This is a genomic window from Leucobacter chromiireducens subsp. solipictus, from assembly GCF_016758195.1.
GTDB lineage: Bacteria > Actinomycetota > Actinomycetes > Actinomycetales > Microbacteriaceae > Leucobacter > Leucobacter solipictus.
In genome coordinates, this window is sequence record NZ_QYAC01000006.1 from 191,845 (window position 1) to 204,590 (window position 12,746).

Consider the following 12,746-nt stretch of genomic DNA (forward strand, 5'->3'; position numbering starts at 1 on the left):
CACATGCAGACCCTCATCATCGGTGCCGGAATCGGCGGCCTCGTCACCGCCCTCAGCCTCGCCGACGCTGGCCACCGGGACATCGTCGTGGCCGAGCGCAGCTCGGAGATCCGCGGCCTCGGCGTCGGACTCAACCTGCTGCCGCACGCCGCACGAGAACTCGACGAGCTCGGGGTGCTCGACCGGGTCGCCGCGCTCGGCGTCGAACCCGCGACGCTGGCGTACTACACGCGCCGCGGGCAGCTCATCTGGTCGGAACCACGTGGCACGCACGCGGGGTATCGCTGGCCGCAGCTGTCCGTGCACCGTGGACGCCTCCAGTTACTCCTCAGGGACCTCGTCCAGGAGCGACTCGGCGACGTGATCCGGCTCGGGCATCGACTCGAGCGGGTCGCGGAAGACGGGCGCTCGGCCCAGTTCGTGCTCGCCGACGGGGCAACCGTAGAGTTCCATGCCGACCTGATCGTGGCCGCCGACGGAATCCACTCCGCGGCACGCGCGCAGCGCTACCCGGAGGAGGGCGGGCCCGTGTGGGGCGGGCTCACCCTGTGGCGTGGCACGGCCACGGTGCCCGCACTGCTCGACGGCCGCACCATGTTCATGATGGGAGACGCGGACCAGAAGTTCGTGGCCTACCCGCTGGAAGCCCCGGGCCCGGACGGGCGCCAGCGCATCAACTTCATCGCGGAGCGCCGCGCCGCGGGCTCGCCGGGCGCGGACTGGAACCGCCAGGCCGCACGAGCCCCCATCGCCGAGCTCTTCACCGGCTGGACCACCGAGTGGCTCGACGTTCCCGCGATCATCCGTGACGCGGAGGAGCTGCTCGAATACCCCATGGTGGATCGCGAGGCGATTCCGCAGTGGACGTTTGGCCGCGCCACCCTGCTCGGGGACGCCGCCCACGCGATGTACCCCAACGGGTCGAACGGCGGCTCGCAGGCGATCCTGGACGCGCGCACCCTCGTGCACCGGATCGCGACCGAGCCGTCGCTCGACGCGGCGCTCGCCGCGTACGAAGCGGAGCGCCGGCCGGCGACCGCGCGGCTGCTTGAGATGACGCGGCAGACCGGGCCGGAGCGGGTGATGCAGCTCGCCTCCGAGCGCGCCCCGGAGGGCTTCGCCGACGTCACCGACGTGATCCCGCAGGCTGAACTCGAGGACATCGCCGCCGCGTACAAGCGCGCCGCCGGGTTCGACCCGGCACGGCTCAACACCCGTGCCTCGCTGAGCGCCCGGCCGGGTGCGGGGTCGTGAGCCCGGTCGACGGCGCAGGACCGGCAGCCCCCGGACTGGTCCCGGTCGGGGAGATCGTCGTGCAGTTGGGGACGACCCGGGTGTACGGCACCACCCGGGAGGGCGACCGCCGCGTCACGCCGATCGTCGGCGGCACGGTGCGGATCGTGGATCCGGGCGGGGACGTGCCCCCGGTCGTGGCGGAGATCCTGCCCGGCGGGGCCGACTGGCAGCGGGTGCGAGCCGACGGCGTGATCGAGATCGACGCCCGCTATGAGGCGGCGACGGCGGGCGGGGACGGCCTGATCCTGCACGTCCGTGGGCTGCGCCGCGCCGCCCCCGGGGGTGCCTATTTCCGGGCGGGATGCACGGTCGAGGCGGGGGCACCGGGGCTCGCCGAACTCGAGCGCGTGCTGCTCCTCGTCGACGGCGTGCGCGACGCGGACCGGGTGCGCCACACGCTCTACCGCGTGACGTAGCGCGCGCCGCGCCGTGCTCGCGCCGCGCCGCGCCGTGCTCGCGCCGGCCGCGCCGCGCCGCGCACACGTTCATGGGTGAGTTTCTGGGGCTTCACCGGCGCGAAGCCCCAGAAACTCACCCATGGATGCGCGTTCGCGGCGCGCGTGCCCCCCCCCTGCGGCCTCGAAGTTTCGCTCGATAGGCTCGAGGGGAACGGCGGAAGGGGTCACGTATGACGAAGACATGGCTGACACAAGCCGGGGCGGTCGCCGCACTGGTGCTCCTGCTCGCGGGCTGTGCGCCCGCCCCGGCACCGAATACCGGGGTGAACTCCGGGGACTCCGGGGTCCCCTCTGAGGCGGCACCCTCGGGCGCCGACCTGCAGAAACTTATCAACGACGGCACGCTGCCCGCGGACTTCCCCGCGGACGCTGAGCGCGTTCGGCTCATCGAGCAGGGGAAGAAGCTCGCGGCCTCGTGGACCGGGGAAGCGCTGAGCGCTGACTGCGCCGCCGCCGAATCCTCGCCCGGATCGATTGCGGCGATCCTGCTCTTGCAGGACGCACCGTTGACCGACATCGAGCGCTGCGGCGACGTGTGGCAGGCCACCCAGGCCGACGGCTCGCACGTGCTCTGGAACACGGAGCGCTAGCGCCCGATCCGGCACCGCGCGCGAGCGCCCGATCCGGCACAGCCCGCGAGCGCCCGATCCGGCACCGCAGCGCTGTGGCCCCGCACCCTCGAAGGGGTGCGGGGCCACAGTCGGTCCGGCACGCGGGTGCCGGACCGGTCCGGTGCGGGCTACGCCTCGGGAACGTCCAGGCCGTTCACGCGCTGAATCTCGCGCTGGTACTCGGCCACAACGCTGCGGGAGACGCGGCAGTCGAGCACGATCGTGCCCTGCGCCCCCGCGGCGGTCCACTCGCCCAGCGCGTCGAGGTCGGCAAGGGTGCGGACCTGCACACCCTGCGCGCCGAGCGCCGCGGAAACCCCGGCGAAGTCCACGTCCGGGATGAGCATGGGGCCCTCGTCGAGACCCATCACGCCGTAGAGGTGCACCTCGGCCCCGTAGGCGCCGTCGTTCCACACCACGATCACGGTGCTCGGGGAGGTCCGGATCGCGGTCTCGAGATCGGCGAGGGCCATCAGCCCACCACCGTCACCCGTGCTGAGGACGGCGGTCGTGCCGGGCGCGGCGGCGGCGACACCCGCGACCGTCGGGAAGCCGAGCCCGATGGTCTGGTAGGCGGTGCCGACCATGATCATCCGCTCGGGCGAGGCGACGGGCCAGTACATGTTGGCCCAGCCGATGAAGTGGCCGCCGTCGGTCGTGACGTGGCGGTTCTCGGGCAACAGCTCGCCAATGCGCGCAGCGACGGCACGCGGATCGAGGCGGCCGTCCGCGCACAGGCCTTCGGCGGTCGCGCCCGTGCCCGTGTCGCGGACGCGGAGCGATCCACCCGCTTCAAGTCCCGCCACGCGCGTGCGCCAGCCGGCGGTGCGCGGCTCGGCGGACTCGATCGCGCCGAGCATGGTGGCGAGGGTTGCCCGGGCGTCGCCCTGGAGCAGCAGGTGCGTGATCGGGTGGTTCGACTTCGGCGGGGCCACCTGCTCGGTGTCGATCCGGATCACGGTGGTGCCCGCGCTGAACAGCTCACCGAAGCGCATGGTGAACTGGTTCAGGCTCGCGCCCACCACGAGCACCACATCGGCCTCGTGAAGCACCTCCATGGCGGGGATCTGTCCGAATCCGCCGGTGATCCCGAGATCGTACTGCTGCGCGGGGAAGATTCCGCGCGCGAGCGCCGTGCTCGAGGTGAGCGCGCCGAGCGCGTCGGCCACTCGCCCGAGTTCTGCGGCGGCACCCGACACGTGGGCACCCCGGCCCGCGAGGATCAGGGGGCGCTCGGCCTCGAGGAGCGCCAGCACGGCGGCCTCGAGCTGGTGCGCGGCGAGGCCCGCGATCGGCTCGCTGCTCGGGGTTGCCGGCGCGGGAACGGCGGAGTCGGCGACGGAGGCGCTCAGCGCGGCGAGCACCGCGGGATCGTTCAGGTCGATACCGCCCGCGGCGGCCTGCTCAGGCTGGGCCGGGGCGACGGCGGGTGCCGTGACGAGGTCGTAGGGGATCCCGAGCACGACGGGGCGGCGGAAGCGCTGCGCGTAGGAGACTGCGCGCTCCACGGTGCGGTCGATGTTCGTCACCGTGAGCATGTGCGTGCGGACGCCGAGCGCCGCGGCGAGCATCTCCTGGTCGACGTCCCAGGGGCGGGGGCCCGAGCTTGGCGCGTCGCCCACGACGACGAGCATCGGGGTGCGGGCCTGGGCCGCCTCGGCGAGCGCGGTGAGGGTGTTCGTGAATCCCGCACCGTAGGTGGTGGTGGCGATCGCGAGCTTGCCGCTCACGCGGGAGTACGCGTCAGCGGCCGCGACGGTGCCCGCCTCGTGGCGTACCGCCGTGTACGCGACGCCGGCCTCGGCGAGGCTCTCGATGAGGTGCGCGTTCCCGTTCCCCATGAGGCCGAAGCTGTGGTCGGCGTGACGGGCGAGCGAGGCGGCCAGGGTGCGCGTGAGCGTGGATGGAGTGGACATCACAGAAATCCTTATGCGAAAAGACGAATGGATTGAAACCGTGTATGTCTCGCCGGGCATCAATGCCGCGGCAGCAGCGCCCCTTTTTCGCGCGCCTTAGCCGGCCGGGTCGGAGTACCTCCCAACCGAGCTGGACCTCTCCATCATAGGGGGTGCCGGATCGGACGTGGGGCAGGGGTGCGCGATGCGCGGCGTGCGGTGCGCGGCGTGCGAGGTGTGCCCGTCGTCCGAGGTGTGCGCGGCGTACGAGGTGTGACCGCCGTCCGAGATCTGCGCGCTGTCCGAGGTATGCCCGTCGTCCGAGGTGCGCTCGTTGTTCGCGGTGTGCCGGCAGAGCAGCGACCAACGCACCGGACATCCTGCGGCCGCGTCGTGATTCCCGGGGAAAATCTCCTGTGCAATCGTGGATCTCCGCCGCGATGGTCGGTGCCCGCGCACCTCGCCCCGAGCACCGGGCCCCGCCGCAGGCCCGCCGCAGCCCTGCCGCAGGCCCTGCCGCGGGCGCTGCCGCGGGCGCTGCCTCCGCGGGGTGCTAGCGGTAGTTCTGGGAGATCCGCTCGGCGGCGTGCCGCAGCGCCACCACGACGTCGTCGACGGAGTCCGGGTGGTTGAAGTGCACGACGGCGATTGCCGCGGGGGCCTCGCCTTCGAGGCGCAACGGCACGGCGATGGCGGTGACCCCGTCGATCACCTCGTTGCGGCTGAGGGCGTAGCCGTCGCGCTGCGTCGCGGCCGCGGCCTCGCTGAGTTCCTCGTGCCCGAACGCTGCCGCGCGCTCGGCGCGGCTGAGGCTCGACTCGATCGCGTGACCGGGGGCGCCGCGATCGAGCGGATGGCGGACGCCCGGGTTTCGGGCGATCGTCGCGGACACGTTCGACGGTTCCACCGACACCAGGGTGACCACCTCGTCAGCGTCGAGGATCGTGACGAACGCGGTCATGCCGAGCGTGTAGGCGAGTTCAGACACGGGCTGCATCGCGGCTGTGTGGAGCATGGGCGCGACGCCGCGGGCCAGCACGGTGAGCTTGGGGCCGAGGCGGATCCGCCCGCCGGAATCCCGTGCGACGAAGCGGTGCTGCTCCAGGGTGCGCAGGATCCGGTAGGCGTTCGATCGGTGCACGCCGAGGCCCTCGGCGAGCTCGGTGATCGTCATTGGGATCTCGGCTTCGGCCAGGATTTCGAGGGCACGCAGGCCGCGGGCCAGGGTCTGGGAGCCGGCCGGCGGGGCGGGCGCCTCGGTGTGCTCAGTCATATTCTCTCTATTCTGGCCGAAACTTGGCTGCCGTGGTGTTGTGCGAACGCGCGTCTCGCTCTATCCTGAGTGTGCGATATTCAAACTTCGTGTTCAATTATAGAACACGGCCTGGCGTGAGTGCCAGGGAGTGAGGAGAAACAGTGCAGTTCCACCACCACGGATATGTCTCCACGGATCCGCGCGTCCAGCCGGCCGCCGGAATTGGGCTCGATCGGCCGGACGAGCTGCCGAGCGAGATGGACGTCTTGATCGTCGGATCGGGTCCCGCCGGCATTGTCGCCGCCGCGCAGCTGGCCCAGTTCCCGAACGTCGTCACCCGCGTCGTCGAGCGCCGGGACTCGCGTCTGGTGCTCGGCCAGGCCGACGGGATTCAGGCGCGCAGCGTCGAGACCTTCCAGGCGTTCGGCTTTGCCCAGCAGATCATCCAGGAGGCGTACCAGATCACGGAGACGAGCTTCTGGACGCCGGATCCGGCCAACCCGAAGAACATCGTCCGCAGTTCCGTCACGCCGGACGATCCCCAGGGCATCTCCGAGTTCCCGCACCTGATCGTGAACCAGGCCCGGGTCATCGACTACTTCGCGGAATACGCCCGCAGGGCACCCGCCCGCGGCGACATCGACTACGGCTACGAGTTTGTCGGCCTCGAGGTCGGCGAGGGGGAGTACCCCGTCGCGGTGACCCTCCGCAAGGTGTCCGGCCAGACCGGTGCGGGCATCAACGCCGCCGCCGCGGCGGACGCCGAGCAGGGCGAGACCGTCGTGGTGCACACGAAGTACGTGATCGGGGCCGATGGCGCACGGTCCACGGTGCGCCGAGCTATCGGCGGCTCCCTGAGCGGCGACCAGGCGTTCCACGCCTGGGGCGTGATGGACGTGCTCTCGGTCACGGACTTCCCCGACATCCGCAAGAAGTGCATCATCCACTCCGAGGCGGGCAGCATCCTGCACATCCCGCGTGAGGGGAACCACCTCGCCCGGATCTACGTCGACCTCGGCGAGGTGGACGAGCAGGACGGGGGCAAGGTGCGCGACACCCCGCTCGAGGACGTCATTGCGCAGGCCAACGCGATCATGCACCCCTACACCCTCGACGTGCGCAACGTGGCCTGGCACAGCGTCTACGAGGTCGCGCACCGTCTCACGGATCGCTTTGACGACGCCGAGACCTCGCCCGACGGCAAGCAGCGCGTATTCCTGATGGGCGACGCCTGCCACACGCACAGCGCGAAGGCGGGCCAGGGTATGAACGTGTCCATGCAGGACGGGTGGAACCTGGGCTGGAAGCTCGGCTACGTGATCGAGGGCCGCAGCCCCGAGTCCCTGCTCCAGACGTACTCCGACGAGCGCCGCGTCACCGCGAAGAACCTCATCGACTTCGACAAAGAGTGGTCCACGCTCATGGCGAAGAAGCCCGAGGAGTTCGATTCCCCGGGGCAGCTCGAGGAGTTCTACGTGCAGACGGCCGAGTTCCCGGCCGGCTTCATGACCGAGTACACGGAGTCGATGCTCACGGGCACCGGGGAGCACCAGGCTCTCGCACCCGGCTTCCCCCTGGGCAAGCGCTTCAAGTCGGTCATGACGACGCGCGTGTCCGACGCGGTCGATGTGCACCTCGGACACCATCACCGCGCGGACGGCCGGTTCCGCGTGTACGCGTTCGCCGACGCCTCGGGCGAGCGGCTGAACGCCTGGGCCGAGTGGCTGCTCTCGAACACCGCGTCTCCGCTGCAGCGCTTCACGCCGCTCGGCGGCGACCTCGACGCGATCTTCGACGTCAAGGCCGTCTACCAGCAGGAGCACCACAGCGTCGACATCATGCAAGCATCGAAGCTGTTTCTCCCGCTCACGGGGCCCTTCCAGCTCGTGGACTACGAAAAGATCTACGCGGCGAAGCCGGGCGAGGATATCTTCGACGAGCGCGGGATCAGCCGCGACGGTGCCGTGGTGATCGTGCGCCCGGACCAGTACGTGTCCGCCGTGCTGCCGCTCACCGATCCCGAGGCGGTGGCGCGCTTCTTCGAGCCGATCTTCCTGACGCCGTAGCGCGCGCCGCACAGTGTGTGGCCGGGACCCCGCGTGGGGCCCCGGCCACACGCGTTTCTGGCCACGCGTTCCGGACACGGTACGCTCCGCGCCACGCTCCGTCTCGCTGCGCTGCGCCGCCGCAACCGCCGGACCCGAAGATCGTCGGCGTCACCCCCGGGCACCCGGGAATGGCGCTGCCGCTCGTGTCATCTCCCGCGGGCATCGGCCGAACGGCCGAGGGACCCCGGATCCATATGGATCCGGGGCCCCTCAGTCGCGGGTGGCGGAGTACTTACTTCGCGGCGAAGCGGAAGAGCTTCTTGTTCGCGAACTCCAGCATGCCGACCTTGCCCAGCTCGCGGCCGTAGCCCGACTTCTTGACGCCACCGAAGGGCACGTCAGCGCCCTCGAGGCCGGCGCCACCGATGAAGACCATGCCCACGTCGAGCTGGTTGCCGACGCGCTCGGCGCGATCCAGGTCGTCGCAGATCACGACGGAGCCCAGGCCGTACGGCGAGGAGTTGGCGAGCGAGATCGCCTCTTCGTCGCTCGAGACCTTGTACAGCTGTGCGACGGGGCCGAAGAGCTCCTGGCTGTACACGTCCATCGCCGGGGTGATGTTCGTCAGCACCGAGGGGGTGTAGAGGTTGCCCTCGGGGCTGTTGTCGCCCACGAGGATCTCGGCACCCTGATCCACGGCACCCTGCACCTGCGCGGAGAGGGTCTTGGTCGCGGCGTCCGAGGACATCGGGCCGAAGTCGCCCGACTCGTAGGACTGCCCGGCGATGGCGGCCTTGAACTTCTCCGTGAACTCGTCGAAGTACTTGTCCATGACCACGATGCGCTTGGAGCCGTTGCAGGCCTGGCCCGTGTTCTCCATGCGGCCGCCCACGGCGTGCTCGACCGCGTGGTCCAGATCGTCGGTGTCGAGGACGAGGAAGACGTCCGAGCCGCCGAGCTCGAGCACGCACTTCTTGAGTGCGCGGCCGGCCTGCTCAGCGACGATCGCGCCCGCGCGCTCCGAGCCGGTCAGCGAGACGCCCTGGATGCGATCGTCGGCAATGATGTCCGAGATCTGATCGTGCGTCGCGAAGACGTTGACGTACGCACCCTTCGGGAAGCCTGCGTCGAGGAACAGCTGCTCGAGGGCGAGCGCCGACTCGGGGCACTGTGCCGCGTGCTTCAGGATGATCGTGTTGCCGAGGATCAGGTTCGGGACGGCGAAGCGTGCGACCTGGTAGTAGGGGTAGTTCCAGGGCATGATGCCCAGGATGACGCCCGTGCCCTGGAAGCGGAAGAAGCTCTTCAGGCCGTCCTCGACCTCGAGCTGCTCGTCCGCGAGCCAGTTCTCAGCGTTCTTCGCGAACGCAGCCGTGATCGCACCCGAGAACTCAGCCTCGCCGATCGACTGGTCGAGCGGCTTGCCCATCTCGCGGTTGATGATCGCGCCGAGCTCGTCCTTGCGCTCGTCGAACAGCTCCGCCGCGCGCTGTGCCAGCGCCGCGCGCTCGGCGACGGTGGTCTTGCGCGCCCAGTCGGTGTAGGCCTGCTGCGCAGCGGCCAGTGACGCCTCGATCTCCTCCGAGGTTGCATCGGGGTAGGTGGCGAGGGTCTCGCCCGTAGCCGGGTTAATGACGGCAAACGTGCTCATAAATGACTCACTCCTTAGTGGCTGTGTCGAAATAGTGACGCTTCCCAGTCTCGCACACCGCGGTGCGCGGCACTAGCTCGGCGCGCTCCGAGTTTTCGAATGCTCTGTGGGGTCGGACCATGGATTTCGTAGCAAAGTCGACTCTTGGCAACGGAATCGGTCGAGTTTGGGGCGTGCGTCACGGCGCGTCGCGCGGTGGGTGAACGTTGGCTGAGCATCCTGTCTCCGCTGGGCCGTGCGCGGGGCTTCCCGCGCACGCGGGTGTGTCCGGGCAGGTTCGACGCGCGGACCTGCGATCCTGCGCAGAATGAGGCAGAATGTCAGTACGCATGACAATGCCATTGAGGCGAGTGATGCGCACCGCAACGAAGCACGCGGCGAGGACGCCGGAACCGAGAAGAGCACTGCAGTATGGCGAAGCACACCCTGTCGAACGCGACAGAAACCGGCCACATCCACGTGGGCAAGGGACTCAATGAGGGCACCCTGGGGGTCGTCGGGTCGACGATGATCGGGCTCGCCTCAACGGCGCCGCTCTACTCCCTCGCCGCGACGCTCGGCTACGTGATCGTCGCGGTCGGGGCGCAGGCGCCACTCGTGTTCATCGTGGCGTGCATCCCCATGGTGTTCGCCGCGTTCGCCTACCAGGAGCTCAACCGCGAGATCCCCGACTGCGGCACCACCTTCGTCTGGGGGACCAAAGCATTCGGCCCGGTCACCGGGTGGATCGGCGGCTGGGCCGTGGCCGTGGCCTCCATCATGGTCCTCGCGAACGTCGGGGAGATCACCGGACAGTACTTCTGGCTCCTGCTCGGCAACACGGAGTTCGCCGAGAACCGCGCGATCGTGATCGGCACCTCGGTGGTGTTCATGGCGATCATGACGCTCATCAGCACGGTCGGGGTGCAGATCGGGGAGCGCCTGCAGAAGATCCTCGTGGGCATCCAGATCCTCGCGATGGTGCTCTTCGGCGTGCTCGCGCTCGTCAACGCCGGCTCGGGCATGAACCCCGACTCCATCGCCTTCGACTGGAACTGGTTCAATCCGGCCGAGCTGACCTCCTGGTCCGGCTTCATGCAGGCCGTCCTGCTCGCACTCTTCATCTACTGGGGCTGGGACACCTGCCTCGCGCTGAACGAGGAGACGAAGAACCCGCGCACCACCCCCGGTCGCGCCGCGCTCTCCAGCATCGTGGTGCTGATCGTGCTCTACGTCGGGGTGTCCGTCGCCGTGATGATGTTCGCGGGCTTCGGGGACACCGGATTCGGGCTCACCAACGCGGAGAACCTCGACGACGTCTTCACCGTGCTCGGCGGCGCGCTCTTCGGCCCGTGGGGCTGGTTCCTGATCCTGGGCGTGCTCTTGTCCGCCGCCTCCTCCACGCAGACCACGATCCTCCCGACCGCCCGCGGCACCCTCTCCATGGCGGTGTACCGCGCTCTCCCCGCGAAGTTCGCGGAGCTGCACCCGAAGTTCAAGACGCCCTGGTTCTCCACCACGGTGATGGGCGTCGCGGCGATCATCTACTACGTGGGCATGTCGATCCTCTCCGAGGATATGCTCGCCGACTCGCTCACCTCGATGGGCCTGGCGGTCGCGCTCTACTACGCCATCACCTCGTTCGCGTGCGTCTGGTACTTCCGGGACACGCTCCGCGACAGCGCACGCAACCTCTGGATGCGCGGGATCCTCCCCGCACTTGGCGGCCTCATGCTCGGCTACGCCTTTGTGCAGTCCGCGATCGACATGTGGGCGACGGACTACGGCGAGACCGTCCTGCTGGGTGTGGGCGGCGCGTTCGTGATCGGGGTCGGCGCGATCCTGCTCGGCTTCGTGTTCATGGGCCTGTGGTGGCTGCGCCCCAACTCGCGCCCGTTCTTCCGCGGTGAGAGCCTGAACCGGGACACCGAGGTGCTCGTCCCGGACGAGTAGGCCAGCGTCCGGCCGTCGCCCCGTCCGGCCGCGCTCCGTCCGGCCGCGCTCCGTCCGGCCGCGCTCCGTCCGGCCGCGCTCCGTCCGGCCGTCGCCCCACAGCCGCCCTGCATCCAGCCGCCGCACCCACATGAATAGGACCCCCGCATGACGCAGCACACCTCGAACTTCGACACCATCGTGGTCGGCGCGGGCATCGCCGGACTTACCGCGGCTCGGCTCCTGGCCCGCGCCGGGCAGCGCGTGGTGGTCCTCGAAGCGCGCGACCGGATCGGCGGCCGCGTGCACTCGGAACGTGCCGCGGGCCGCGTCACCGACCTCGGCGCCTCCTGGATCCACGGCATCACGGACAGCCCGGTGCACGTCGCCACCCGAGCGCTCGGGATGCCCGAGGTCGAGTTCACGATGGGGAGCTTCCAGGCGGGCGGCAGGCCCGTCGCCTACTACGGCCCGGACGGCGCGCGGCTGAGCGATGCGGCGGCGGCGGGGTTCATCGCGGACGTCGCCGCCGGCGATGTCCGTCTGGCCGAGACGATCGCGGGAATCGCGCCCGGGGCCTCCTACGCAGACGCGGTCGAGGAGATGCTCGCGGGGACGGGCTGGGACACCGAGCGTGCGGAGCGCGTCCGCGAGTATCTGCGCCACCGCACCGAGGAGCAGTACGGTGCGTGGATCGCGGATCTGGACGCGCACGGCCTCGACGACGACGCCGTCGAGGGCGACGAAGTGGTCTTCCCCGAGGGGTACGACCGGCTCGCCGCCGGGCTGGCGACCGGCCTCGACATTCGGCGGGACACCCCCGTGGCCGCGGTCACCTGGGACCCCGCCGCGGGCGTCACGGTGCGGACCGCCTCCGGGCGGGCATGGACGGCGGATCGTGCGGTGGTCACGGTGCCCGTCGGGGTACTGAAATCCGGCGACCTCGCGATCGATCCGCCGCTGCCGGACCCCGTCGCGGGGGCGCTCGGCCGCCTCGAAATGAACGCGTTCGAGAAGGTGTTTCTGCGCTTCCCCGAGCGCTTCTGGGACGCCGGGGTCGCCGCGATCCGCCGCCAGGGCGAGGCCGGGCAGTGGTGGCACTCCTGGTACGACGTGACCGCGGCCCACGGCGAGCCGACGCTCCTGACGTTTGCGGCCGGGCCGTGCGCGCGGGAGATCCGGGAGTGGCCCGAGGAGCGCGTGGTCGGCTCCGTCCTCGCGGCGCTCCGCGAGATCTACGGCGACGCGGTCATCGAACCCGCCGCGAGCCACGTCACGCACTGGCAGGACGACCCGTGGTCGCACGGCTCGTACGCCTACATGACGGTCGGCTCCGTGCCCGAGGATCACGAGGTGCTGGCCGCCCCCGTCGGCGGAGTGCTCCACCTTGCCGGGGAAGCGACGTGGCAGGAGGATCCGGCCACGGTCACCGCGGCCCTCTGCTCGGGGCACCGCGCCGCCGAGCGCATCCTCGGCGCGGCGATTCCGATCGAGGCGCTCGTCTCCTAGGGGCTGTCTGCCGCTGCGGTGGCCCGGTGTGCTCCGCGTGTCCCCGCCGGGGTGCCCGAGCGCAGTGCTGTGCCGCCCGCCGCGCCGCCCGCCGTGCCGCCCGCCGTGCCGC

Annotated in this window: 10 protein-coding genes; 6 read left to right on the top strand and 4 right to left on the bottom strand. The window is 70.4% G+C overall.

Translation table 11 applies throughout. The features are described from left to right. Positions 1 to 3 precede the first annotated feature (3 nt). From D3230_RS12230 to D3230_RS12240, 3 genes are all read left to right on the top strand, one after another. Complete coding sequence (locus tag D3230_RS12230) at positions 4 to 1,254, top strand: flavin-dependent oxidoreductase (protein WP_202345323.1); 1,251 nt, start codon at positions 4 to 6, stop codon at positions 1,252 to 1,254. Then, positions 1,251 to 1,712 (top strand): DUF3237 family protein, encoded by a 462-nt coding sequence (locus D3230_RS12235; protein WP_202345324.1) that lies wholly within the window; start codon positions 1,251 to 1,253, stop codon positions 1,710 to 1,712. The genes D3230_RS12230 and D3230_RS12235 overlap by 4 nt, the downstream gene beginning before the upstream one ends. 212 nt (positions 1,713 to 1,924) lie before the next feature. Continuing rightward, positions 1,925 to 2,344 (top strand): hypothetical protein, encoded by a 420-nt coding sequence (locus D3230_RS12240; RefSeq protein WP_202345325.1) that lies wholly within the window; start codon positions 1,925 to 1,927, stop codon positions 2,342 to 2,344. Positions 2,345 to 2,493: 149 nt separating this feature from the next. On the opposite strand, the gene D3230_RS12245 is transcribed toward D3230_RS12240, so the two are convergent. From D3230_RS12245 to D3230_RS12255, 3 genes are all read right to left on the bottom strand, one after another. After that, on the bottom strand, positions 2,494 to 4,281 hold the full coding sequence (locus tag D3230_RS12245) for a thiamine pyrophosphate-binding protein (RefSeq protein WP_202345326.1): 1,788 nt from the start codon (positions 4,279 to 4,281) through the stop codon (positions 2,494 to 2,496). A gap of 96 nt (positions 4,282 to 4,377) precedes the next feature. After that, positions 4,378 to 4,632 carry a hypothetical protein gene (locus D3230_RS12250; protein WP_202345327.1) on the bottom strand — a complete coding sequence of 85 codons (255 nt, stop codon included), beginning with the start codon at positions 4,630 to 4,632 and terminating at the stop codon, positions 4,378 to 4,380. Positions 4,633 to 4,813: 181 nt separating this feature from the next. Next, positions 4,814 to 5,533: an IclR family transcriptional regulator gene (locus D3230_RS12255; protein ID WP_202345328.1), complete on the bottom strand. Its 720-nt coding sequence runs from the start codon at positions 5,531 to 5,533 to the stop codon at positions 4,814 to 4,816. 143 nt (positions 5,534 to 5,676) lie between these two features. Between D3230_RS12255 and D3230_RS12260 the strand changes: the two genes are divergently transcribed. After that, the gene (locus D3230_RS12260) at positions 5,677 to 7,581 is read left to right on the top strand and encodes an FAD-dependent monooxygenase (protein WP_202345329.1); all 1,905 of its coding nucleotides are present in this window, start codon (positions 5,677 to 5,679) and stop codon (positions 7,579 to 7,581) included. Positions 7,582 to 7,855: 274 nt separating this feature from the next. On the opposite strand, the gene D3230_RS12265 is transcribed toward D3230_RS12260, so the two are convergent. Beyond that, the gene (locus tag D3230_RS12265; protein ID WP_202345330.1) at positions 7,856 to 9,214 is read right to left on the bottom strand and encodes an NAD-dependent succinate-semialdehyde dehydrogenase; all 1,359 of its coding nucleotides are present in this window, start codon (positions 9,212 to 9,214) and stop codon (positions 7,856 to 7,858) included. A gap of 411 nt (positions 9,215 to 9,625) precedes the next feature. Between D3230_RS12265 and D3230_RS12270 the strand changes: the two genes are divergently transcribed. Continuing rightward, positions 9,626 to 11,146, top strand: coding sequence for an APC family permease (locus D3230_RS12270; RefSeq protein ID WP_202345331.1), 1,521 nt, complete (start codon positions 9,626 to 9,628; stop codon positions 11,144 to 11,146). Positions 11,147 to 11,293: 147 nt separating this feature from the next. Beyond that, entirely contained in the window at positions 11,294 to 12,634 is a 1,341-nt protein-coding gene (locus tag D3230_RS12275; protein WP_202345332.1) for a flavin monoamine oxidase family protein, read from the top strand. The last annotated feature ends 112 nt before the right edge of the window (positions 12,635 to 12,746 follow it).